At 58.8% G+C, this 23763-nt stretch carries 22 protein-coding genes and 6 tRNA genes; 21 read left to right on the top strand and 7 right to left on the bottom strand.

The window, feature by feature from the left end:
* The first annotated feature begins 114 nt into the window (after nt 1-114).
* Genes EDC38_RS06230 through EDC38_RS06220 form a run of 3 tightly spaced genes read left to right on the top strand, consistent with a single transcriptional unit; the run spans nt 115 to nt 2699 of the window.
* Nucleotides 115-678, top strand: a complete 564-nt coding sequence (locus EDC38_RS06230; protein ID WP_123637753.1) for an elongation factor P hydroxylase — start codon at nt 115-117, stop codon at nt 676-678.
* Nucleotides 675-1577, top strand: a complete 903-nt coding sequence (locus tag EDC38_RS06225; protein WP_123637752.1) for a 5'-3' exonuclease — start codon at nt 675-677, stop codon at nt 1575-1577. Before EDC38_RS06230 ends, EDC38_RS06225 begins: the two co-directional genes overlap by 4 nt.
* Nucleotides 1578-2699 (top strand): 4-phosphoerythronate dehydrogenase, encoded by a 1122-nt coding sequence (locus EDC38_RS06220; protein ID WP_123637751.1) that lies wholly within the window; start codon nt 1578-1580, stop codon nt 2697-2699. It begins immediately after the preceding gene.
* Nucleotides 2700-2830: 131 nt separating this feature from the next.
* Here EDC38_RS06220 and EDC38_RS06215 read toward each other — a convergent pair whose 3' ends face one another.
* Together EDC38_RS06215 and EDC38_RS06210 are read right to left on the bottom strand one after the other, a co-directional pair.
* A complete protein-coding gene (locus EDC38_RS06215) occupies nt 2831-3322 on the bottom strand; it encodes a hypothetical protein (protein WP_123637750.1) in 492 nt (163 codons plus the stop codon).
* 24 nt (nt 3323-3346) lie between these two features.
* Nucleotides 3347-4561 (bottom strand): pyridoxal phosphate-dependent aminotransferase, encoded by a 1215-nt coding sequence (locus tag EDC38_RS06210; RefSeq protein ID WP_024460649.1) that lies wholly within the window; start codon nt 4559-4561, stop codon nt 3347-3349.
* A 112-nt stretch (nt 4562-4673) separates the two neighbouring features.
* Here EDC38_RS06210 and msrB point away from each other — a divergent pair, with 112 nt between their 5' ends.
* Nucleotides 4674-5072, top strand: a complete 399-nt coding sequence (gene msrB, locus EDC38_RS06205) for a peptide-methionine (R)-S-oxide reductase MsrB (protein ID WP_024460647.1) — start codon at nt 4674-4676, stop codon at nt 5070-5072.
* A 23-nt stretch (nt 5073-5095) separates the two neighbouring features.
* Here the strand turns inward: msrB and EDC38_RS06200 are convergent, their stop codons facing one another.
* A complete protein-coding gene (locus tag EDC38_RS06200) occupies nt 5096-5878 on the bottom strand; it encodes a hypothetical protein (RefSeq protein WP_123637749.1) in 783 nt (260 codons plus the stop codon).
* A gap of 230 nt (nt 5879-6108) precedes the next feature.
* On the opposite strand from EDC38_RS06200, the gene EDC38_RS06195 reads away from it, so the two are divergent.
* The 4 genes from EDC38_RS06195 (at nt 6109) to EDC38_RS06180 (ending at nt 6478) form a co-directional block, all read left to right on the top strand.
* Nucleotides 6109-6184 (top strand) — tRNA-Glu (locus tag EDC38_RS06195).
* A gap of 2 nt (nt 6185-6186) precedes the next feature.
* Nucleotides 6187-6262, top strand: a tRNA-Gly gene (locus EDC38_RS06190).
* A gap of 50 nt (nt 6263-6312) precedes the next feature.
* A tRNA-Glu gene (locus EDC38_RS06185) sits at nt 6313-6388 on the top strand.
* Nucleotides 6389-6402: 14 nt separating this feature from the next.
* Nucleotides 6403-6478 (top strand) — tRNA-Gly (locus EDC38_RS06180).
* Nucleotides 6479-6920: 442 nt separating this feature from the next.
* On the opposite strand, the gene EDC38_RS06175 is transcribed toward EDC38_RS06180, so the two are convergent.
* Nucleotides 6921-7337, bottom strand: coding sequence for a PA2817 family protein (locus EDC38_RS06175; protein WP_024460645.1), 417 nt, complete (start codon nt 7335-7337; stop codon nt 6921-6923).
* Nucleotides 7338-7400: 63 nt separating this feature from the next.
* Here EDC38_RS06175 and EDC38_RS06170 point away from each other — a divergent pair, with 63 nt between their 5' ends.
* Genes EDC38_RS06170 through queF form a run of 3 tightly spaced genes read left to right on the top strand, consistent with a single transcriptional unit; the run spans nt 7401 to nt 10010 of the window.
* Nucleotides 7401-8396, top strand: coding sequence for an ABC transporter ATP-binding protein (locus tag EDC38_RS06170; protein ID WP_123637748.1), 996 nt, complete (start codon nt 7401-7403; stop codon nt 8394-8396).
* Nucleotides 8386-9159 (top strand): ABC transporter permease, encoded by a 774-nt coding sequence (locus tag EDC38_RS06165; RefSeq protein WP_024460643.1) that lies wholly within the window; start codon nt 8386-8388, stop codon nt 9157-9159. The genes EDC38_RS06170 and EDC38_RS06165 overlap by 11 nt, the downstream gene beginning before the upstream one ends.
* A gap of 20 nt (nt 9160-9179) precedes the next feature.
* Entirely contained in the window at nt 9180-10010 is an 831-nt protein-coding gene (gene queF, locus EDC38_RS06160; RefSeq protein ID WP_123637747.1) for an NADPH-dependent 7-cyano-7-deazaguanine reductase QueF, read from the top strand.
* A 41-nt stretch (nt 10011-10051) separates the two neighbouring features.
* Here the strand turns inward: queF and EDC38_RS06155 are convergent, their stop codons facing one another.
* Nucleotides 10052-11443 (bottom strand): adenylate/guanylate cyclase domain-containing protein, encoded by a 1392-nt coding sequence (locus EDC38_RS06155; RefSeq protein WP_024460641.1) that lies wholly within the window; start codon nt 11441-11443, stop codon nt 10052-10054.
* Between the two features lie 261 nt (nt 11444-11704).
* On the opposite strand from EDC38_RS06155, the gene EDC38_RS06150 reads away from it, so the two are divergent.
* The 4 genes from EDC38_RS06150 to EDC38_RS06135 all read left to right on the top strand — a co-directional run bounded on the left by EDC38_RS06150 (nt 11705) and on the right by EDC38_RS06135 (nt 14568).
* A complete protein-coding gene (locus tag EDC38_RS06150) occupies nt 11705-12268 on the top strand; it encodes a nitroreductase family protein (protein WP_123637746.1) in 564 nt (187 codons plus the stop codon).
* A 70-nt stretch (nt 12269-12338) separates the two neighbouring features.
* Nucleotides 12339-12426: transfer RNA gene (locus tag EDC38_RS06145), tRNA-Ser, on the top strand.
* 387 nt (nt 12427-12813) lie between these two features.
* Nucleotides 12814-12890 (top strand) — tRNA-Arg (locus EDC38_RS06140).
* Between the two features lie 235 nt (nt 12891-13125).
* Nucleotides 13126-14568, top strand: coding sequence for a glycoside hydrolase family 28 protein (locus tag EDC38_RS06135; RefSeq protein WP_123637745.1), 1443 nt, complete (start codon nt 13126-13128; stop codon nt 14566-14568).
* Between the two features lie 42 nt (nt 14569-14610).
* Here the strand turns inward: EDC38_RS06135 and EDC38_RS06130 are convergent, their stop codons facing one another.
* Nucleotides 14611-15039: an FKBP-type peptidyl-prolyl cis-trans isomerase gene (locus EDC38_RS06130; RefSeq protein WP_024460638.1), complete on the bottom strand. Its 429-nt coding sequence runs from the start codon at nt 15037-15039 to the stop codon at nt 14611-14613.
* Nucleotides 15040-15221: 182 nt separating this feature from the next.
* On the opposite strand from EDC38_RS06130, the gene EDC38_RS06125 reads away from it, so the two are divergent.
* From EDC38_RS06125 to EDC38_RS06100, 6 genes are all read left to right on the top strand, one after another.
* The gene (locus EDC38_RS06125) at nt 15222-16127 is read left to right on the top strand and encodes an EboA domain-containing protein (protein WP_123637744.1); all 906 of its coding nucleotides are present in this window, start codon (nt 15222-15224) and stop codon (nt 16125-16127) included.
* 33 nt (nt 16128-16160) lie between these two features.
* Entirely contained in the window at nt 16161-17057 is an 897-nt protein-coding gene (locus tag EDC38_RS06120; RefSeq protein WP_123637743.1) for a TatD family hydrolase, read from the top strand.
* Nucleotides 17058-17081: 24 nt separating this feature from the next.
* Nucleotides 17082-18227 carry a 3-dehydroquinate synthase gene (locus EDC38_RS06115; RefSeq protein WP_123637742.1) on the top strand — a complete coding sequence of 382 codons (1146 nt, stop codon included), beginning with the start codon at nt 17082-17084 and terminating at the stop codon, nt 18225-18227.
* Complete coding sequence (gene eboE / locus EDC38_RS06110; protein WP_123637741.1) at nt 18215-19345, top strand: metabolite traffic protein EboE; 1131 nt, start codon at nt 18215-18217, stop codon at nt 19343-19345. The genes EDC38_RS06115 and eboE overlap by 13 nt, the downstream gene beginning before the upstream one ends.
* Before the next feature lie 204 nt (nt 19346-19549).
* On the top strand, nt 19550-20914 hold the full coding sequence (locus EDC38_RS06105) for an alkaline phosphatase family protein (protein WP_123637740.1): 1365 nt from the start codon (nt 19550-19552) through the stop codon (nt 20912-20914).
* A gap of 225 nt (nt 20915-21139) precedes the next feature.
* On the top strand, nt 21140-21850 hold the full coding sequence (locus EDC38_RS06100; RefSeq protein ID WP_170162862.1) for a UbiA family prenyltransferase: 711 nt from the start codon (nt 21140-21142) through the stop codon (nt 21848-21850).
* On the opposite strand, the gene sppA is transcribed toward EDC38_RS06100, so the two are convergent.
* On the bottom strand, nt 21847-23730 hold the full coding sequence (sppA, locus tag EDC38_RS06095) for a signal peptide peptidase SppA (protein ID WP_123637738.1): 1884 nt from the start codon (nt 23728-23730) through the stop codon (nt 21847-21849). The genes EDC38_RS06100 and sppA overlap by 4 nt on opposite strands.
* Nucleotides 23731-23763 lie beyond the last annotated feature (33 nt).

Here is a 23763-nt window from a genome sequence, read left to right as displayed (position 1 = left end):
TTTCATAACCATCTGTCACTAAAGTATAGGTTATAACCCGAAAGCACAACACCTAGTAGTAAAAATCTTTCCGCACACCAGAGCCTGCAGGCCCGAGTGTGCCTGAGGAGTTGCATGTTGACCGATGTTGGCGACACCAGCCGGCACGATTGCCGAGATTTGATTCAGCTGTTCGACCAGACCTTCAGTGAAAGCCACGCCACGCGCCTCTGTGGCGGTGCCGAGGAGCCCCTGTACGCCCCCGGCCCGCCGCACCGCATCTGGTTTACCCGCAATTACTACGCCAGCGCGCTGCATGAGGTGGCCCACTGGTGTGTCGCTGGTCCGCAGCGACGCCAGCAAGAAGACTATGGCTACTGGTACGCGCCGGACGGCCGAACGGAAGCTCAGCAGGTGGCGTTCGAGCGGGTGGAGGTACGCCCCCAGGCGCTGGAATGGTTGTTCTCCCGGGCGGCTGGCTGGCGTTTTCGTCCCAGTGCCGACAACCTGGCGGCGGGGCTTGGCCCCAGCGAATCCTTCAAGCGGGCGATTCATCAGCAGGTCCACTGTTTCTGCCGGGAGGGCGTCAGTCGCCGGGTCCATGCCTTTCTGGCGGCATTGGTCGCCTTCTATGGCACCGCCGAGAGTGTTGAGTCATTGCTGGTTGAAACGCGGTTTGCCTGGGAGGACGTGGCATGACGCCGTCCCCGATCTGCCTGGTTGACGCCTCAATCTACATCTTCCGATATTATTTCTCCCTGCCTGACAATTGGTCCAGCCGGGAGCACGGCTACGGCACGGGCGCTGTGTACGGCTACAGCACTTTTCTGATGCGGCTGATCGAACAGACCCGTCCGACCCACCTTGCGGCCTGTTACGACGAAAGCCTGGGCCAGTGTTTCCGCAACGAGCTCTACCCCGACTACAAAGCCAGCCGGGCCCACCCGGATGAGGCTTTGGCGTTCCAATTGGCCGCCTGTCGTCGGTTTGGGGAAATTCTGGGCATTGCCAGCTTCGCCAGCCAGACCCATGAGGCCGACGATCTGATCGGCTCCCTGGCCCGCACGATGCGCCAGAGCCCCCGGCCGCTGGCGATCCTGACCCGGGACAAGGATTTGGGCCAGCTGTTGTGTCGTCCCCAGGATTACCTGTGGGACCACGCCGCGGACCAGCGGTCCTACGCGTCGGATGTTGAACGAAAACTCGGCGTCCGGCCGGATCAGTTGGTGGATTACCTGGCGCTGGTGGGGGACAGTATCGACGATATTCCGGGTGTTCCGGGCGTAGGCCCCAAGACCGCGAGCGCGCTCTTGGCTCATTTTGGTACTCTGGATGAGTTGTGGGCGAACCGGGAGTTGGTCGCAACCTTGCCCATCCGGGGGGCGAGATCTCTGGCAGCGAAGTTGGAAGCAAACTGGGAACAGGTGGAAATCTCCCGGCAGCTGGCCAAAATTGTGGACGATCTTCCGTTAGACGTTACGCTCTCAGATCTGACCTTCGGGCCGGTCGATTGGTGGGCAATAGAGGAGTTCGCCGACGAAATGGGCTTTGGGGATGGTTTCTTGAGCCGAGCCCGACGAGTATTAGAGGATTATTGAATGCGAATTGTAGCGGATGAAAACATCCCCCTGGTCAATGAATGCTTTGGGGAAATGGGGGAGGTTGTTCGCCTGCCCGGGCGGGATATGACCAATGCCGACCTGCAAGGTGCCGACGCGCTGCTTGTGCGTTCGGTTACCCAAGTCAACGAAACCCTGCTCCACAACACCCCCGTGCGGTTTGTGGGCACTTGCACCATTGGCGTCGATCACCTCGATATCGACTACCTGGAGCGGCAGGGTATCACCTGGTCCAGCGCGCCCGGGTGTAATGCCAACTCCGTGGTTGAGTACGTCTATGCGGCGCTGGCGCACCTGGATGTTGACTGGCTCGGCAAGCGCGTTGGCATTATCGGGTGCGGTAATGTCGGCGGGAGGCTTTACCAGCGCCTGAAAGCCCAGGGGGTGGAGTGTCGAGTGTACGACCCGTTTCTCTCCACTGAACAGATTCCCGACCTGACCTCGCTAGAGACCGTGTTCGAAAGTGATGTGGTGTGCATGCACACCCCCTTGACCCGGTCCGGTTCACACCCTAGTTTTCACCTTATTGGCACCGAAGAGCTCAAGCAACTGCGCCCGGGGGCGGTGCTGCTCAATGCTGGCCGGGGTGCAGTCATCGACAATCAGGCGCTGCTTGCCCACCTGGAGGCCGGAGCGGACCTGCGGGTGGTGCTGGATGTATGGGAGCCGGAGCCGGATATCTCCCGCCCCTTGTTGGCACGGGTCGAGCTGGGTAGCCCCCATATTGCCGGGTACAGCTACGACGGCAAGATGCAGGGCACTTTCATGATTTACGAGGCCCTTTGCCGTCACTTGGGCCGCGCGCCGGATAAAGTGTTGGATGCCTTGCGTCCGGCGGTGGCGGACCCGGAGCGGACGCTGGCGGGAGGTGATGTCTGGTCGGCGTTGAAAACGCTGATTCCCCAAGTGTACGACATCGCCGAGGATGACCAGCGCCTGCGGGCGTTGGCGGACCGGGCGGAGCGTGGTGAGGCGGATTTCGCCAAGGGGTTTGATCAGCTGCGCAAGCAGTATCCCAAGCGGCGGGAGTTCAATAATTATCGGGTGTCGGAGGCATCGGGTGAGGCGCGAGCAAGGTTGAACGAGCTAGGCTTCAAGTAGGGCACCCATGTGGTGCCGATTTGGGGTTACGGCGGATGCGCGCTTCGCGCTTATGCCGCCCTACGCAACCCGTGGAGCAGGCGCATCCGCCGTAACCGACGACGACCGTGCCGCATCCGCCGTAAAACGCATTACGGATGATGCCGCGACTGCCGAAACAACTCCAGCATCACCTGCTCAATCGCCGTCGACGAGCCGTGCTTGAGCACATCCCGCAACAACTGTACCCCATTGTCGGCGCGGGCCGCGGCCTGCACATCATCGCTGGGGTTGGTATCTGAATCGGGTGCGTCCGAGTCGTGGGGTAGGGCCTCAAAGCCCACCACATCGTGTACCGGCAGGGGGCTCGCCAAAAGGGTGAAGCCTCGCTGGGTCAACACCGCCTGATCAATGGCTTCCTGGCGCACCAGCGTTTCGTAACGCAGGTAGCCGGTCTGGGCCAGCCAGAGCATGGTGGACAGGCAGCTCTGGTGGCGTGGGCTGTGCAGGCCAAACTCATCCGGCGTATCTGGCCCGGCAATGTCTTCCACAAACAGCATGGTCGGGCGCGGGAACTGGTTGTACAGCTGAACCAGAATCCGCGCCGCATCTTTGTAGAAGTCCGCGATATGAATATCCGCCATAACGCCTGCCTCCTTCCCTGAGTGCTACTGAGAATAATGTTCCAGAAATCGGCCCAGGCGCTGAATGGCTTTGGTCAGATCGTCCTCCCGGGGCAGGAACACAATGCGCAGGTGGTCCCGGTCCGGCCAGTTGAATGCCGTGCCTTGAACCAGTAGCACCTTCTCCTGAATCAGGAAGTCCAGCACCATCTGCTGGTCGTCCTTGATCTTGTAGCGGTTCAGGTCCAGCTTCGGGAACAGGTAGAGGGCGCCCTTGGGCTTGACGCAGCTCATACCGGGAATTTCGTCAATGGCCTTCATGGCCGCATCGCGCTGATCCCGAAGGCGCCCGCCCGGAATGATCAATTCGTTGATGCTCTGGTAGCCACCCAGTGCGGTCTGCACGGCGTACATGGCGGGCACATTGGCGCACAGGCGCATGGAGGACAGCATCTCCAGGCCCTCGATATACCCTTTGGCCTTGTGCTTTGCACCGCTGACGGTCATCCAGCCGGAGCGGAAACCGGCCAGGCGATAACATTTGGACAGGCCGTTAAAACTCACACACAAGACATCCTGAGCCAAACGTGCCAAGGGTACGAACTCGGCGTCGTCGTACAGAATCTTGCTGTAGATTTCATCGGCGTAAATGATCAGGTTGTGCTCCCGGGCGAGTTGCACGATCTGTTCGAGCACGTCCTGGCTGTACACCGCCCCGGTAGGGTTGTTGGGGTTGATTACCACTATGCCGCGAGTTCGGTCGGTAATCTTGCTGGCGATATCGGCGACGTCCGGGAACCAGTCGGACTGTTCATCGCACAGGTAGTGCACGGCTTTGCCACCGGCCAGGTTGACGGCGGCGGTCCACAGCGGGTAATCGGGGGCCGGTACGAGTACCTCATCACCATTGTTGAGCAACGCCTGCATGGCCATCACGATCAATTCGCTGACGCCGTTGCCCAGGAAAATGTCGTCGATATCGATGTTGGGAATGTCCAGCCGCTGACTTTCCTGCATGATCGCCTTGCGCGCGGCGAACAGCCCGCGGGATTCGGTGTAACCTTCCGCATTGGGCAGGTTGTAGATGACGTCCTGGATGATTTCATCGGGCGCGGCAAAGCCGAAGGGTGCCGGGTTGCCGATGTTCAGCTTGAGGATTCGGTGGCCTTCTTCTTCCAGCCGGTTGGCGTGCTCGAGAACCGGGCCGCGAATGTCGTAGCAGACCCCTTCGAGCTTGGTGGATTTATTGACGGTGCGCATCTACAGTATCTTGTCCATGGGGGCGGGTGAAAAGTAAACTCTACGGTGGTTTAGACCGTACTATGACTGAATCATCCCGTCTCTTCCCAGCCCCTGTCAAGGAGCAGTCTCCATGAGTGACCCGAAAAATCGTAGCGAAGCCGAGTGGCGTGAGCAGTTGTCGCCGGAGCAATATAGAATCTGTCGGGAAAAAGGCACTGAGCCCCCGTTTACCGGTGAGTACTGGGATGTGTTCACGGAGGGTACCTATCGGTGTCGCGCTTGCGGTGAGCCGTTATTCGATTCAGATACCAAATTTGACGCCCATTGCGGTTGGCCGAGTTTCTACGCGCCCAAAACCGAAGAGGTGATCGAGGAGGCTTTTGATGGCAGCCACGGCATGCGTCGTACCGAGGTAATGTGTAAGAACTGCGGGAGTCACTTGGGGCACGTGTTCCCCGATGGCCCGGCGCCCACGGGTTTGCGCTACTGCATCAATTCGGCCTCCATCAAGCTAGATGAGGGGCAATAATCTGAAATGGGGCAGGGGGCGGATCAATCGTACAGCTGTTTCTTTTTCCAGTGGCTTTCCTGTTCGAACTCTTCCCACTCTTTCTTTTCTTCCGGCGCGGGGCCTTCTGTGGTGGGCGAGGCGCCGGCGTCGGATTGTTGTTCCAACTGACTTTCCAGCTTCTTGATGATGCCGTTGATCTGGGCCAGTTGCTTCTGGAAGCCCTGTCCGCCTTTTTCCTGGGTCAGCATCTTGCGTGCAAGGTTATAGTAGTGGATGGCCAGTCGGGGCTTACCGGCGGCCTGGGCCTGCCGGGCGGAGACCGCATGGGCGTCCACTGAAACCAGCAGCGCCAGGCGCTTGATCTGGTCCTTGTAGGTTTGCCCGTGAGCCTGACCGATATTGCCGCGTTCGGTCTGGTGGGCAATAAAGCGGTACAGCTCCTGTAGAAGCCGCTTGATCTCGACGGCTTGCTCAGCGGAGGCCGTGCGAGGGCGCTCGGACGGGGTGCGGTGTTTGAGCGCTTCGAGCTCGCCGGAGTAGAAGGTGAAGTCCTCCATGTGCCCCGGCTCCCGAGGTTCCAGGCGGCTGAGTTGTTCGCAGGCATCGAGAAGGGCGCGATAAATGATCAGGGTCAGGTCTTTGGTCAGTAGGCCCTCGGGGAACCCGGAAACCATGTATTTGAAATTGCGCTGACGATGCTTGAGGGCAGTCAGTAGGCGTTGGCGCCGTTTTTTGCGTTTTTCCAGCGTCTGGGCAATGAAGGCGTACCCCACCAGCACAATGAGCAAGGCGAAAATAATGCTGGCAATTATTAAAGAGGACATAGGCCGCCGCTGTTATTGATTCGAAGTTTATCGGGTCGAATGGGGAATTTGGCGTAAAAACGGCAGTATAGCACTAATGATCGGGAGGGCTGAAAGAGGGGCGTCTCTAAGTGGTTGTTTTCCCGGTCGAATAATTCGAAAAAAGTGTTGACAGGTGCCGGTCCGCTCCCTAGAATGCGCTCCACTTTCTGAGGGTAATGCCACGGCATACAGCGCTCAGGGAGGTCCGGGTCCCCTTCGTCTAGAGGCCTAGGACACCGCCCTTTCACGGCGGTAACAGGGGTTCGAGTCCCCTAGGGGACGCCATTGCGGGAATAGCTCAGTTGGTAGAGCACAACCTTGCCAAGGTTGGGGTCGCGAGTTCGAGTCTCGTTTCCCGCTCCAGTTTATACAGTGTAAGCGTTTGGCGTCAGCCTGCACTAAAACCAGTTTTAGTCCCCTTCGTCTAGAGGCCTAGGACACCGCCCTTTCACGGCGGTAACAGGGGTTCGAGTCCCCTAGGGGACGCCATTTTACGCAATGTGGCGGGAATAGCTCAGTTGGTAGAGCACAACCTTGCCAAGGTTGGGGTCGCGAGTTCGAGTCTCGTTTCCCGCTCCAAATCTTCAAAGAAAGCTGACTTCGGTCGGCTTTTTTTGTGTCTGGCCGTTGGGCACAGGAATCCGCCCGGGAAACGAGTCTCGTTGCACTCGGCGCATTATGTTGTCCTGCGGACGGCCCCTGCGGGCGGCTTCGCCGTGCCAAAGCGCTCCCGGCGCTTTGGTCCCGCTCCAATGTGCCAAATTCCACCGGCGTGCCCTACATGGCGCCAAATCCCGCGGCGTTCACGGTTTGCGTAGGGCGGGTAAGGCCAAAGGCCGCACCCGCCGTCACTGAGTTGCTACCCCGTGTGTCGGGTTGATCCCGTAGACCCCGTAGGTCGGGTTAGCGCCCAGCGCGTAACCCGACACAAACCGCCGGGCGACCGCCCTCGTTAAAAAGACGGTTACATCCGAATCTGCTAAACTACGCGGCTTCCCGTGCCCGCTGGCACCCTGGCCGACTAATGCAGGCCAAACACCTTGGCCCGTTCGTGCTCATAGGAGAACTCCCGGCCCTCGGCAATGGCTTCGTGGCGGCGTTCGTCCAGGAGTTGGTATTTGGCGATCTCTTCATCCGGCATGTAATGCAGGCAGTCGCCGCCGAAGTACCAGAGCAGGTCGCGGTGGAGCAGGGGCACCAGGTGGCCGTAGGCGGCTACCACCCGGCTCAGGACCTGTTGCCCCCGGTAGAGAAAGTCCTCGTCCTGGTGGGCTCTGGGGAGCGCTTCCAGGCGGGCCAGAAACTCCAGGTCATCCTCGGGGCAGTCTTCCTCAATAAACGGGGGCTGCTGCTGAGCCTGCTGGATAAAATCGCGCAACAGGCGCAAATGGTAGTCTCGATGCTGTGTTTCCGCGTAATGGTTGAGCTGAGTCGACACGCTAAACTCCCCGGGCGGCGCTGAGTCATCGCCGCCCCCAAATGAATGAGTGAATCCGACATTATGACAGCTGCACTTTCGATTAGAAATCTCTCCAAAGTCTACGGGAGCGGCTTCCATGCCCTGAAGGGCATTTCCATGGAGGTCCAGCCCGGCGACTTTTTCGCGCTGCTGGGGCCCAACGGCGCCGGCAAGTCCACCACTATTGGGATTCTCTGTTCACTGGTCCGCAAGACCGGCGGCGAGGTGGAAATTTTTGGCCATAATATTGATACCCACTTCTCCCGGGCCAAAAAAGAAGTGGGCATCGTGCCCCAGGAATTCAATTTCAGCCAGTTTGAAAAAGTTCAGGATATCGTGCTGCAACAGGGCGGCTTTTACGGCCTGCCCCGGTCGGTCGCCATGGTGCAGACGGAAAAGTACCTGAAGAAACTCGGCCTGTGGGACAAGCGCAATACCCCCGCCCGCATGCTCTCCGGCGGCATGAAGCGCCGGTTGATGATTGCCCGGGCGCTGGTGCACGAGCCCAAGCTGCTGATTCTCGACGAGCCCACCGCCGGGGTGGATATCGAGCTGCGCCGTTCCATGTGGGAGTTCCTGCGGGAAATCAACGCTCAGGGCACCACCATCATCCTGACCACCCACTACTTGGAAGAGGCGGAAAGCCTGTGCCGCCATGTGGCCATTATCGATCAGGGCAAAATCGTCAAGAACACCACCATTCGCAGCCTGTTGAAAGAGCTCAACCGCGAGGTGTTCATTTTCGATTGCGCCAATTCGGTATGGGAAGCGCCACATATCGAGGGCTTCGAAACCCGGCTGCTGGATGAGCACAGCTTTGAGGTGGATCTGGAAAAAGGTCAGTCGTTGAACCGGGTGTTTGACGCGCTGACCGCCCAGGGGCTCGATATTGTCAGTATGCGCAACAAGGCCAACCGCCTGGAGGAACTCTTCGTCGCGATGACCGGCAATGGGGAGCCGGCGGAGTCCGTCACTGAAGAAACCGAAGAGAACACAGCCAGCGAACCAGCGACCGGAGGTGATCGTCGTGGAGTTTAAAGAACAATGGATCGCGTTTACCACCATTCTGCGTAAGGAAATCAAACGCTTCACCCGCATCTGGGTTCAGACCCTGTTGCCCCCGGCCATCACCATGGCACTGTACTTTGTGATTTTCGGCAAGCTGATTGGCAGCCGTATCGGTGAGATGGGTGGCTTCGACTACATCCAGTTTGTGGTGCCCGGACTGATCATGATGGCGGTGCTGACCAACTCTTACTCGAATGTCAGCTCGTCTTTTTTCAGTGCCAAGTTTCAGCGCAGTATTGAAGAGGTGCTGGTCTCGCCCACACCGAACTACGTCATTCTGTTGGGCTATGTGCTCGGTGGCGTGGCCCGTGGGTTGGCGATCGGGGTCATGGTGACCATCCTGTCACTGTTTTTTACCGACCTGCCGATCTACAGCTGGGTCATCACCGTGTCCATCGTGGTGCTCACGGCGGTGCTGTTCGCCCTGGCCGGTTTCATCAATGCGGTGTTCGCCAACACCTTTGATGATATCTCCATCGTGCCGACCTTTGTGCTGACGCCGCTGACCTATCTGGGCGGGGTCTTTTTCTCGATCGATCTGCTCTCGGACTTCTGGCAGGGCGTGGCCCAGCTGAACCCGATTCTGTATATGGTCAACGCCTTCCGCTATGGCATGTTGGGCGTGTCGGACGTCAATATTGGCGTGGCGTTCAGTGGCCTGGTGGTGTGCGTCATGGTGCTGTTTGCCATTGGCATGCACCTGCTTAAAACCGGCAAGCGTCTGCGCGCGTAACTTTTCAGGGTAGGGGCGTTATGAGTGAGCACACATCCAACAGTCATGGACCGCTCGGGCAGCAGACAGCCTACGCATCGAGTTATGACCCCGGGTTGTTGTTTCCCATCGCCCGGGCCGAGACTCGGGCGTCCCTGGGGTTGAGTGAGTTGGCGCTGCCGTTTTACGGCACCGACCTCTGGACCGGCTATGAAGTCTCCTGGCTGGATGAGCGCGGCAAGCCCATCGTCGCCATCGCGCAATTTCGATTGCCGTGCACCAGTCCGAACCTGATTGAGTCCAAATCATTCAAGCTGTATCTGAACTCCTACAATCAAAGCCGCTTTGCCGGACAGGAGCAGGTGCGGGCGCAGATGATCCAGGACTTGAGCGCGGCCGCCGGTGCAGACGTCAGCGTTCAGCTTGAGCCGGTGGCGGACGCTCAACTGCCGATTGCCGAGGCGGGCGGGGAGTGTATCGACGCGCTGCCGGTTACCATCGAGCACTACCACCCGGCGCCCGAGTTGCTTGCCACTGGGGAGGAGTTGGTTGAAGAGCGGCTGCACAGTCATCTGTTGAAGAGCAATTGCCCGGTAACCGGTCAACCGGATTGGGCCACGGTGGAAATTCATTATCGCGGCTCAAAAATCGAACGAGAGGGTTTGCTGAAGTACGTGGTATCGTTTCGTGAACATCAGGACTTTCACGAGCACTGCGTTGAGCGGATGTTTGTCGATCTGCAAGCGCGCTGTAAGCCGGAGTTTCTGACGGTTTTCGCGCGCTACACGCGTCGCGGCGGGTTGGATATCAACCCCTGGCGCAGCTCAGCGCAGGGGTCGGCGCCCGATTTTGAGCGTCTGGTGCGACAGTAGGCTGGTGGTGCTCCGGCGGGACCGGGCCCGCCGGAGCAAGGTTATACGATGACTTTATCCTTGAGCTTTTCGGCGGCGGTCTGCAACGCCTTGATCACCTTGGCTTTCTCGTAATTGCGCACCTTCTCCAGATCCAGGTACATGGAGAAGCCTTCGGCGCGATCCTCAAAGAAACTCTGATTTTTACCCAGGTCCTTACGGAACCCGGCCACCTGGTACACCTTCACCGGCTGGCTGAACCCCTTCACCGTGATTTCGCCCTTGTCCTGACACATGACGGCGTCTTTGACCAGCGACCAGGTCTCGTGGGAAATCAGAATTTCATCGGGCTGGGCTGCGGACTCCAGGCGGCTGGCCAGGTTCACGTGAGTGCCCAGCACGGTGTAGTCCAGATGGCTTGAGGTACCGAAGGTACCCACCGTGCAATAGCCGGTGTTCATGCCCATCCGGATCTGCAGGGGCTTTTTGATGCCCTGGTTGTACCACTCCTGCTGCAGGGACTTCATGCGCTTTTTCATGGCGATGGCCATGGACACACAGTTCATGCAGTCCTGTTTGACGCCCTTGCTGTTGCTATCACCAAACATGACCATAATGCCGTCACCCATAAACTTGTCGATGGTGCCGCCAAAGTGGGTGATGATTTTCGACATCTCGGTCAGGTAGTGATTGAGCAGCTCCGTAAGCGCCTCGGCTTCCATTTCTTCGGACAGTTGGCTGAAGTTCTTGATGTCCGAGAAGAACACGGTAATGCGCTTGCGCTCCGCCTGAAGCATATGATCCTTGCCCTGATTGATCGCCCGCCACACCGGAGGCGGCAGGTATCGGGACAGTTTATACGAGCGGATCTTGTGCCATTTCTGCTCATTCTCCAGTTTCATCTGGTTCATGATCAGGCGGCGCATTCTCTGATGCATATACAGGGCGTACACCAGAAAGTAGGTGATGATACCGATCAGGCTCGCCGCGCTGATTTCAATGCTGCTACTGAACACCCATTGCGGTTTGTGTACCAGGAAACTGAGCAGGATACCGACGGCAAAGGCCACGTTATCTTCACCCCAGCGCCTCAGTCCGCCGGTGAGAAGGGCGTTGAACTGGATCATGGTCAGAAACAGCGCCAGCGGCAGCAGGCTGAAGTTGGTCAGGCTGAGGACCAGCCCGATCAGCGCCGCATCGGCCCAGGACAAATAGCGGGTTACGCGGCTGAGTTTTTCGCGATCCAGCGTGTGGGTGAAGTGGTAGGTCAGGTAGGTGTACAGCAGCAGAAAAACAATGGTGCCAATATACACGGGCTGGATGGCCGACCATTCAATGTAGGACGCCAGGGTGCCGGCGGCGGCAAAGCAGATCAGTGATCGAAAATAGTATTGGTGAAGCGGCGATTCCGCTTGAGCCTCTTCGGGCTTTTTGTGCGCTGAGTTCTTAGTCATTGTTATCGGGAAACCTTGTATGCTGTCCTGCTCGACGCAATACGCTCGCTAAATAGCGTCTCTGGGGAGCGTGAGGGCGCCGGATGGTTTTCAATCGGCAAGGTCGGTCCTGGAGTCGCGTGTCACTCCCTGAGGGTCCTATTAGACGTTTTTTTACGCGAAAAGTCCACGAACAGCGGTTAACCGCGCCTAAATGGCGCTTAAATCAACCGATGAAGTCGTGTTATCATTCCCGCCCCATTGATTCGACCACAGGCTCCTATGCACGCACTAGACGTATTGCACCAACGGGTTTCCTCGCCCAAATTGACCGAACCGGCGCCCACCGATGTACAGCGCGACGCCATCTACCGCGCCGCCCTGCGCGCCGCCGATCACGGCCTGATGCAGCCCTGGCGCTTTCTGGTAATTGAAGATGAAGGGCTGGATCGACTGGGAGACCTGTTCGTGCAGGCGATGCTCAAGGACACGCCCGACACCCCGGAACCCGATCAACAATCCCTGCGCGCCAAACCACGCCGCGCGCCGTTGATTCTGGTCGCCATTGCCGCCTGCCGGCAGAACCCCAAGGTGCCGCACGTCGAGCAACTGATCTCGGCCGGCGCCGCCGTACAGAACATGCTCAATGCCGCCTTCGCCCAGGGGGTAGGGGCCTTCTGGCGGACCGGGGCCATGACCTACCATCCGGTGGTGAAAGAAGGGCTGGGTGTCGGCGAGCTGGAGCAGATAGTGGGCTTCCTCTACCTGGGAACCCCCGCCAAACCGCCCCAGCCTCCCAAGTCAGTGAATCCAGAGACATTTTTTCACCCCTGGCCGGGCCAATAGCGTTGCGTTTAGTACGCCACTTGTGTACATTACGCACCCTCTGAACGGCAGGTCGTTCAAAGAGTTTTACGGTGAGGTGGCCGAGTGGCTGAAGGCGCACGCCTGGAAAGTGTGTAACGGGAAACCGTTCGAGGGTTCGAATCCCTCCCTCACCGCCATATACGAAAAAACCCGGCAATCGCCGGGTTTTTTCGTATATGGCGGTGAGGGATGTCTTGGTTCGAACCCTCCGGTTCGACCAATCGCCTGGAGCGATTGGGACCGCCGCAGGCGCCCGAAGGGCGGGGCACATGGATGTGCCCCGGTCTATCCCTCCCGTAAAGCAACTCCCCGAGCTTTTGGTATCCCACCCAACCTCAACGGCGGATGCGCCTGCGGCTTATCCGCCCTACGCAGGTTTATACCGCTGCGCTCGGCCGTAGGGCGGATCGGTCCGACGCATCGGAGCGAAGCGCATCCGCCGAAACCCATCTCCAAAAAAACTTTTTCAATCAAACACTTGACGAACCGCCTTCAGATCTCTAATATTCGCCCCCGTTGACGACGCACTCGTAGCTCAGCTGGATAGAGTACTCGGCTACGAACCGAGCGGTCGGAGGTTCGAATCCTCCCGAGTGCGCCACATACAGAAAACCCCGCTTCGTAAGAAGCGGGGTTTTTTTATGCGTGTTCGGAAGGTAAGAGTCTCCCTTTGGTGCGACAGATCGCCAGGCAATCCTCCCGTTTGCACACTTCTTGAAACTCCCATCACTTTGTCTCACTATTCCCCTTGGCTCTGCCGACACGAGCAGGGCCTTGATCACGGATGAGTCATAACAACTACTTATTAAAGTCAATCAACCGACGGGATAGAAAACATGATCGATCTACAGAAACGCGGCAGCCTGAAGGCGCTGGGTCTGTCTTCCTGTGCCTTGGGTTTAATGCCGGTGGCCGGATGCAGCACCACCTCTCCAACTTCCCCCGCCTACGTCGGGCGCGATGAGGCGCTCTGGAAGCAGGCAGACGACATTATCGACAATATCGCGCGAACGGACTTCCCGAACCGGGATTTTCTGGTCACGGAGTTCGGTGGCAAGGGAGACGGGGAAACCGATAATACCGGCCCGATAGCCAAAGCCATTGAGGCCTGTGCCGCCGCTGGCGGTGGCCGGGTGGTGATTCCGGCGGGGCAGTTCAATACCGGGCCGGTGCACCTTAAAACCAACATCAATCTGCACTTGCAGGAAGGTGCCGTGCTGTCTTTCTACACGGACCCGGAGCGCTACAAACCTTACGTCATGACGCGCTGGGAAGGCGTGGAACTGATGGGATACTCTCCGTTGATTTACGCCTACGAGCAGGAAAACATCGCGGTGACCGGCCAAGGTGTTCTGGAGGGTAACGGTTCCAACACGGTCTGGTGGCCCTGGAAGGGGCGCTGGAGTCGAGCTCAATGGCCCATTGATCCGGTAGAGGATCAGAAACATACCCGCACGCCGTTGTTTGAGATGGCCGAGCAGGGTGTCCCGGTGGAGGAGCGGGTGTTTGAGGACAATTACCTGCGCCCACCTTTTGTTCAGCCCTACCGCTGTAAGCGGGTTCTGATCGAAGGGGTGACCATCCGTAACTCCCCCTTTTGGCTGCTCAACCCCGTGCTGTCTGAGGACGTGATTGTGCGCGGTGTGCAATGCGTCAGTCACGGACCGAACTCTGATGGTTGCGACCCCGAGTCCTGCAACCGCGTGTTGATCGAAAAATGCCTGTTCGATACCGGGGATGACTGCATCGCACTCAAATCCGGCCGAAACGCCGATGGCCGCCGTCTGGCCACGCCGATTCAGAATATTGTGATTCAGGATTGCCAGATGCGTGCCGGTCACGGCGGGGTGGTCATTGGCAGTGAAATCTCGGGTGGTGCGCGCAATGTGTTTGCCCGTCGCTGTCATATGGACAGCCCGGTGCTGGACCGCGCGGTGCGCATCAAGACCAATTCGGTGCGTGGCGGGCTGATCGAGAATATCGCCATTCGGAATATTGTGATCGGACAGGTGAAAGATGTCTTTGTGATCAACTTCTACTATGAGGAGGGGGATGCCGGGGACTACCTGCCAGAGGTGAAGGATCTCCATGTCAGTAACATGGTGGTAGAGAATGCCGAGCGGGTGTTCCATCTGCGCGGCTTTGAGCGCGCGCCCATCAGCGGGGTGACGTTACACGATGTCACCATCAAACATGCTGATGAGCTGGGTATTCTGGAAAATGTCTCCTCCATCGAGACCGAGTCCGTGAGTCTCAACGGCGAACCACTGCAGTTGTAGCATGCCAGGCGGGCACCGGCGCAGCGCGACGCCGCGCCGGTGCTAGTCGAACGCCACTTCCATCAGGCGCAGGTCGAAGATCAGTACCGCATTGGGCCCGATTTTGTTGCCCACACCTTTCTTGCCCCAGGCCAACTCCGGGGGCACCACGAACTCGTAGCGAGCGCCTTCCTGCATCAGTTGTAACCCCTCCTGAATGCCGGCGATGGCTTCTTTCATCCAGAAGGTATCGGGCATTCCCTCCTGATACGTGTCGCCAATCACCTTGCCGTTGACCAGTTGAATGCGCTGGTTGACCACCACCTTGTCGTCCATGGTGGGCGTCAGGCCCTGGCCGGGCTCCACTTCCCGGTAGAGCAGTCCGGAATCGGTTTCCTGAACGCCGGGCTTTTGGCGAAACTTGTCCATATATTGTTCACTGGCTTTGCGATTCTGGCCGGAAGAACCTTTGTTGAGCTTTTTGGAAGGCATAGGCGTGTCGTTCGGGTTGTTAAAAGGCGCAAGCTTTGCCGAAAATGCCCTGAATTGCAATTGTGAACGTCCGGTTAAACGATTCCTTACGATTCCGGGGTTACCTTCTTGGGGTGACTCGATTACCCTTGACCGTTTGCGTATAATCCATCGTCTAATTATATGATTTATAGGTAGTGGCAGTGGCATCGGAGCATTCAGTACATCAATTGTTGGAAGCGTTGTTGGATGAGCACCTGACCGAGTCCGGCCGGGCTTTCTGGGCCAAAGCTCAGGGCCAGGTGGCCGACGGTGCCCAGGGTCAGACCTTTGCCAACCTCCTGGCCATGGCCAGCCGGCACGCTAAACGCCAGCCCCTGGGATTGACCGACACGGAGCTGGCCGCCGCTGAAGGCGCGCTGCCGGGCTGGAGTCCCCGTGCCTGGAACCGGCTCGAGCTGCTGCGCATCAACCTGATTCTGGCGCGCCCCGACCTGGCGCAGGCGAGTTTTGCCGAGGAGTTCGAGGCGCTGTTCCGCTTTGCCGACGAGGGGGAAACCTGCGCTCTTTACCGCAGCCTGCCCCTGCTGCCGCGCGGCGAGCGGTTTACCTGGCGGGCGGCCGAAGCCTGCCGTACCAATATGTTGACGGTGTTTGAAGCCGTTGCCCTGGACTCGCCCTATCCGGTCACCCACTTCGATGATACCGCCTGGCACCAGTTAGTGATCAAGGCGCTGTTTCTGGACTGCCCGCTGTACCGGGTATCCGGGCTGGATCAGCGACTTACCCCGGAGCTGACCCGGATGGCGCTGGACTGGGCCGAAGAGCGCCACAGCGCCGGGCGCCACTACCACTTGGGGCTCTGGCTTTGCCTGGGCCCTCATCACCCGGAGCGGGTCCGCCAGCTTCTGGAGCAGCATTGGTCAGAGGCCACAACGACTGAACAGCAGGCGATGCTGCTGGGCGCTGCCCGTGCCGGGCAGACGCAGTGGCTGGCGTCGGTCGAGCCGGCCGACCCGAAAGTGTTACCCTACTGGCAAAACGCGACCGCAGGGCGCTCCGAACAGGCGCAGTTTGCGCCCCTGTTCGCCGAGCGGCCGTCCGCTTGATCAATAACGTACCCGAATAACAGAGGCGTGCTTATGCAGTACTTTGACCCGCATATTCATATGAGCAGTCGCACCACCGACGATTATCAGAACATGGCCGCCGCGGGCATTCGCGCGGTCATCGAGCCGGCCTTCTGGATGGGCCAGCCGCGCACCAACGTGGGCAGTTTTATCGATTACTTTGCCAGTCTGGTGGGGTGGGAACGATTCCGCGCCTCCCAGTTCGGGATCGCGCACTACTGCACCATCGGCATCAACTCCAAAGAGGCCAATAACGAAGGCCTGGCCCGTGAGGCACTCGATATTCTGCCCAACTTTGCCCTGAAAGAAGGCGTTGTGGCGATTGGCGAAATCGGTTACGACGAAATCACCCCGGCGGAAGAGTACATCTATCAGCGGCAGTTGGAATTCGCCGTCGAGCACGACATGGTGGTGATGGTCCACTCCCCCCACCGGGACAAGAAAAACGGCATCATCCGCTCCATTGATGTGGCGCGGGAAATCGGCGTCCCCATGGAAAAGCTGGTGATCGACCACAACAACGAAGAGACGGTGGACGACGTGCTGAACAGCGGCGCCTGGGCAGCCTTTACCATTTATCCCAACACCAAGATGGGCTCTGAGCGGATGGTGGAAGTGGTCCGTAAATACGGGCCGGAACGCATTATTGTCGACAGCTCCGCCGACTGGGGCGTGAGCGACCCGCTGTCGGTACCGAAGACCGCCAACCTGATGCGCGAGCGCGGTATCGAAGAGAAAGCCATTGAACTGACCTGTTGGCAGAACGCCCTGGACGCCTACGCCCAGTCCGGTCAGATCGATATCGACGAGCTGTCCCGGCCGGCGGTAATCGACCAGCGCCAATCCTACAACGACAACACTGTGCTGCGCGGCCAACAACCCCGCGTCGATGAGCCGGTGCCCAACTGATTGCAGAAGAAGCGGTAGCAACTCATGTGGCAGATTCACCAGGCGTTTACCATGACCCACGAGTTCCCGGTGTACTTCAACCGGGACACCTTCAACCCCGAGAGCGATGTGTTGCTCAAAGTGCTCGCCTTTGCGGGTAAAAAACGTCACCGGGTTCTGCCCGTGATCGATGATCAGGTGCTCAAAGGGCACCCGGATCTGGTAGAGCGCATGCGCGCTTATGCCGAGGCGCACGCGGACCGGATTGAGCTGATTGAACCGCCTCTTATGGTGCGCGGCGGCGAGATCTGCAAGAACGATCCGGTGGAAGTGGATGAATTCTATCAGCGCACCCAAACCGACCGCATTGATCGGCACAGTTTCGCGTTGGTGATTGGCGGCGGTGCCGTAATCGATGCCATGGGCTATGCGGCGGCCACCGCGCACCGCGGCATCCGACTGATCCGTATGCCCACCACAGTACTGGCCCAGAACGATGCCGGCATCGGCGTAAAGAATGCCATCAACTACCGGGGCCGGAAAAATTACCTGGGCACCTTTGCAGCGCCCTACGCTGTGATCAACGACTATGACCTGCTGAGTAGTCTGTCCGAGCGGGACAGCCGCTGTGGCATCGCCGAGGCGGTAAAAGTCGCGCTGATTCGCGATGGTGAGTTCTTCCACTGGCTGCATGAAGCGCGCCATCGCCTGGGGGAATTCGAACCCAAGGCGATGGAGCATATGATCGCCCGCTGTGCCGAGCTGCACCTGAACCATATCCGCACCAGTGGCGATCCCTTCGAGCAGGGCAGTGCCCGACCGCTGGATTTCGGCCACTGGGGCGCGCACCGGATGGAGGAGCTCTCCAACTCCGAGCTGCGCCATGGCGAAGCGGTGGCCATCGGCATCGCCCTGGACTCGCTGTACTCCCACGCCATGGGCACAATTGATACGCGCACCCTGTTGGCCATTCGCGACACGCTCGAAGCCGTGGGCTTCACCCTGCGTCATCCGGCCCTCGAAGCACTGGATATCGATGCGGCCCTGCAGGGCTTTCGCGAACACCTGGGCGGCGAGCTGTGCATTACCCTGCTGACGTCGGCGGGCGAAGCGGAAGAAGTGGACCACATTGACTTGGACACCATGCACCAGTGCCGTCGGCAACTGCTGGAGAACCAATGGCCAAGCTGAACGCGCCACTCACCTACTGCAGCAACATCCACCCGGGCGAAGGCTGGGCCGATGTGATGCACAACCTCAACAGCCATGGACTGGAAGTGATGGAGCGACTGGGTGATGACGCCCAGCGCCCCTTTCCCCTGGGGCTGCGCATCGCCGGTCAAGCGGCGGCGGAAGTGGACGCCCAGGCCGTTGCGGAATTTCAGCAGTGGTGTCGCCAGCACAACGCCTACCTGCTGACCATCAACGGCTTTCCCTATGGCGCCTTCCACAACGAGCGGGTCAAAGAAAACGTCTATCGGCCGGATTGGCGAGATCAGGAGCGCGTGCGCTACACCCGTCAGCTCGGCGATATCGCCGTACAACTGCAACCGGACGCCCGACAGCTGTCGATATCCACCGTGCCGGTCGCCTTCGAACAGGGCTTTGAACCGGAAGACTGGAACACCGTGCTCGACCACATCCAGGACGTGCTTGCCCATTTCGCGAACTTGAAGCGGAGCACCGGCGTACACCTGATGCTTGCCATCGAACCCGAACCGGCCTGCGTGTTGGAAACCACCGATGAACTGCTGGATTTCTTCCGCCGCCTGCGCCCGCGTCTGAGCATGGCCGAAAACGCCCATCTGGGCGTCTGCTTCGACTGCTGCCATCAGGCCGTCGAATTCGAGGACCCGGCCACCTGCCTGCAGCGCCTGGCCGAAGCCGAAATCCCCATCGCCAAAGTCCAGGTCTCCAGCGCTTTACAGGCCGACACTCCGGAAGAAGTCAAACACCTCAAAGGCTTCAACGAGCCGGTCTACTTACACCAGGCCATCGCCCGCACCGACGATGGAACGCTACACGCCTTCCCCGATTTGCCCGAATTCGAAGCCGCCGTGGACGCCGGTTTGACGCCAACCGAGTGCCGGGTCCATTTCCACGTACCGATCTTCCTCGAACACCTGGGCGACTGCGGCACCACCCAGGGCTTTCTCAAAACATTACTCCCCAAACTGGATGCCCAGATTCCTCTTGAAGTGGAGACCTATAGTTTCGGTGTTTTACCCGAACACCTTAAAACGGATTCGGTGGGGGAGAGTATCGCTCGTGAGCTAGTGTGGGTGAACCAACTACTGGATTGTGACTGAACGTTTGACGCAATCGGTCCGGAGTCTGTTCAAGATCTTTATAGAATTACGCTAGAAACGTGCAAGCGAGGCATCCGTAGGGCGGTTCAAGACTCTCGGAGACATGGATGTCGACGAGAAGCCCCCAGGGATGGGTTTACGGCGGGTCTTGAACCGCCCTACGGATGGCTCGCTCCTCACCAAGCCGAAAATACGAGTATAGAAATGCACAGAACTGTTGTCCTGAACGTTGTAGGCCTGACAAGAAAGTTATTGGGCGAACATACCCCCAGCCTCAATAAGTTGCGCGATAAGGCCACTGATATTGAGCCGGTAATCCCCGCCGTGACCTGTACTGCCCAAGCTACTTATACCACCGGCAAGCCCCCCAAAGAACACGGTATTGTGGCTAATGGTTGGTACTTTCGAGACATGAACGAAGTCTGGCTCTGGCGACAAAGTAACAAGCTGGTGCAGAGTCCCAAAGTGTGGCACCTGGCGAAACAACGCGATCCGAATTTTACCTGCAGCAATACCTTCTGGTGGTACGCCATGGCCACCGACGCCGACTGGACCCTGACGCCGCGTCCGTTGTATCTGGCTGATGGTCGCAAAGAGCCGGACTGCTATACCTGCCCGCTGGAACTGCGCCATACCCTCAGTGAAAAGTTCGGCAACTTTCCGCTGTTCAACTTCTGGGGGCCCATGACCAGCATCAAATCCAGCCAGTGGATTGCCGATGCGGCGAAGTACATTGAGGAAGAAAAACAACCGAGCCTGCAACTGGTGTACCTGCCACACCTCGATTATGTCCTCCAGAAAGAAGGGCCGGACGGCGATATCGCTCAGGATCTGAAAGAAATCGATACCCTGGTAGGCGATCTGCTCGACTTCTTTGAGCAACGCGGCTGCCGCGTGATGGTGCTGTCCGAGTACGGCATTCAAAAGGTTCACCGGGCCGTGCACCCCAACCGCCTGCTGCGCGAGGCGGGAATGGTCTCGGTCAAGGTGGACCTGGGTAAAGAGTATCTGGATTACTTCAGCAGTCGCGCCTTCGCCGTGGCGGACCATCAGATTGCCCATGTCTATGTGCATAACCCCGATGATATTCCGGTGGTTCGCAAGATTTTTGAAGGGGTTGAAGGCATTGATCGGATTCTGGATAAAACCGAACAGGCTGAGCTGGGGTTGGATCATGAGCGCAGCGGTGAGTTGGTTCTGCTGGCGAAGGCCGATAGCTGGTTTACTTATTACTTCTGGCTGAACGATGACCGTCAGCCGGATTACGCCCATCAGGTGGAAATTCACCGCAAGCCGGGGTTTGATCCCTGTGAGCTGTTTTTTGATCCTAGGCTTCGTTTTCCAAAGTTGAAAGCGGCGCGTCGGGTGGCTCAGAAGAAGTTGGGCTTTCGCTATGTGATGGATGTGATTGCCGTTGCGCCGGAGTTGGTGAAAGGTTCCCATGGGGTGAGTGATGGTTCGCCGGAGTCGCTGCCATTGTTGATGAGTACGGAGCCGCAGTTGATTCCCAACGGGCGAGTGCCGGCGACCGATATCTGCGATCTGATGCTGAAACATCTGTTTGATTAGCCAACTATTGGAGAATGACCGGCGCTGCTTTGCGCTCGCTGTGCTCCTTTAAGTGGGGTGTTAGCTGCGAGTCCGGCCGTGCGTGGGGTATACCGTTTGTAGACCCGCCGTGAACCCATCCATGGGGGCTTCTCGTCGACATCCATGTCTCCGAGAGTCTACAAACGGTATACCCCACGCACGGCCTCAGTGCCAACGTTAACCTTTAACCGATTTGAGAATGTTATGTCTTCCCTAAAAACTCTGTTAGCACTGGGTCGCGTAAGTAACTTGCCAACCATCTGGATGAATATTCTTACGACCGCCGTGCTGGTCAGCGCCAGTGTGGGGGGGAGTTACACGATCGGTTTGTTGGTCTTTGCCATTTCCTGTTTCTATGCCGGTGGTATGACGCTGAACGATTATTGTGATCGGGACTGGGATACCCAGCATCAGCCCTATCGTCCCATTCCTTCGGGGCGGGTTCGACCGCGGCAGGTGTTGAGTATCGCGTTGGGGCTGTTTGCTACGGGGTTTGTGTTTCTGTTTTTTGCGCCGGACGATCGGGCGCCCTTGGCGGGGCTGGCGCTATTGCTGGTGATTGTTCTTTACGATGCGTTGCATAAGAAGCACTGGAGTACGGTGTTTCTGATGGCGTTGACCCGGCTCGGGGTCTACGCGGTGACGGCGGTGGCCCTGGTGGGGGAGGTGCCCGCACTGGTGTGGTTGGCGGGCGGTATTCAGACAGTTTACACCCTGGCGGTCACCGTGGTGGCGCGGTGGGAGAACAGTCGTCGAGACGGCTTTGGTTTTCCCGTCATTCCCTGGATGATCGCGGCCATGGGGATTGTTGACGGGGTCTTTCTCGCGATAGTGGTAGACCCCGTATGGCTGGCCATTGGCGTGGCGGCGACGCTGTTGACCCGGTTGAGTCAGCGGTATGTGCGGGGCGACTAGGGCGCCAGACACTCCATACAGCGTGCGTACACGGCTCTTGGATCATCAAGCTCGCTCAACATCCGCAATGGTTCCAGGAGCGGTGCGAGCTGGCTCTTCAACTTCGGCGTCAACCACTCCGGTCCCGATACCCGCGGCATCCAGGCGCTCACGGCGCTGCCACTGAGCTGCTTGAGAAACTGTTCATAGGGTGCCAGTGGGCGGGTGATCTGACGCACCTCGTAGTCGTCCAGCTCGGCGTGCTCTGCGGCGGCGGCGAGGGTGTCTTCCAGGCTGCCCAGCCGGTCCACCAGCCCCAATTCCTGAGCGGTGGCCCCTGTCCACACGCGCCCCTGACCCAGTTGATCCACCCGTTCGGGCGTCAGTCCCCGGGCCTCGGCCACCAGGTCGATAAATTGCTGATAAATGTGGTTCACCGTCTGCTGAATGATCCGGTTGGCCTGGGGGGTGAGTGTGCGATCCAGGCGCATGGAACCGGCCAACGGCGTGGTGCCCACGCCGTCGACATGGATGCCGATTTTCTCAAGACTGTCCTCAAAGGTCGGTAGGGCTCCGAATACGCCGATGGAGCCGGTCAACGTGGTGGGCGTCGCCCAGATTTCGTCGGCACCCGCGGCCATCCAGTAGCCCCCGGAGGCGGCCATACTGCCCATGGAGACCAAGACCGGCATACCCTCCGCCCGCAGTGCGGCGATTTCGGAACGAATCACCTCGGAGGCATAGGCGCTACCGCCGCCGCTGTCGATGCGGATAACCAGTGCTTTGATGTTCGGGTCATCCTGGACCTGCTGCAGCCGCTGCAGAAAGCTGTCGCTGCCAATACTGCCTTCGGGTTGCTCGCCGGTGGAAATGGTGCCGGAGGCGACAATCAGGCCGACCCGGTCGGCGGCCGGCTTCGGGGACTGGCGACGGACATCGGCCAAAAACGTTCGGTGGCCTACGCCGTTGTAATGATCGCCGTAGTCGCTGTGACCGAAGCGTTCGGTCAGCAATTGCTGACGCTCTCGGTGGCTCAGAATCCCGTCGATCAGTTGAGATTCCAGGGCCAGTTGCGCGCTGTCACCGCCCACCGAGGCCAGTTGAACATCCATGTTGCTGATGTAGTCATTGACGGCGCCGCTGGGTAATTGGCGTAGTGCTTCCACGCGGCTGGTATACACGCCCCAGAGTTGGTTGAGCCACTCGCTGTTGTGCTCCCGGGACTCGGGCGACATGTCATCCCGGGTATAGGGCTCGATAAAGTCTTTGTATTTGCCCACCCGGAAGACGTGGAAGTTCACGGACAGCTTGTCCATGGCACTTTTGAAGTAGTTGCGGTAGTTGGCGTAACCGGTCAGCAATACCGAGCCCATCGGATCCAGGTATATCTCATCGGCATAGCTTGCCAGGTAGTACTGCTCCTGGGTGTACAGGCTGCCCAGGGCGATGATTGGCTTGTCGCTGTCCTTGAATCGCTGCAGGGCGGCGCCGACTTCTTCGAGCTTGCTTATTCCGCCGCCCAGAAGTCCGTCCAGCTCCAACACCAGACCGCTGACTCTCGGATCCGTGCGCCCGGCATCGATGGACTGAATCAGGGGGCGAACCGGCGTTTCCATCGGGGCGTCATCGCTGCCGCTGAGGAGCATGTTTACGGGATCGACGTAGCTTTCCTCATCCACCAGGTAACCGGTCGGTGCAAGGGTCAGGGCAAATTCGTCCGGTAACACCAGAGGCTCTTTGGGCAGCAAAGCGAGCACTATAAACAGCACTATCAGCAGGAAAAGGAGATTGCCCAATACCACCCGCAACCAACTGATACTTCGTCCGATGAAGCCAAAAAACCGGCGAATGAACCCACGGCGTTTGCGGGCGGGAGGGGGAGTCTGGTCGTCGTAGGTCACGGTGTCGGTCCTTTCGATCCTGGGGTATGGGCG

The organism is Marinimicrobium koreense (assembly GCF_003762925.1).
In the GTDB taxonomy this organism is placed as follows: Bacteria; Pseudomonadota; Gammaproteobacteria; order Pseudomonadales; family Cellvibrionaceae; genus Marinimicrobium; species Marinimicrobium koreense.
Note: the sequence above shows the minus strand (reverse complement) of the source record. Positions and strands in the feature narration are given on the sequence as shown.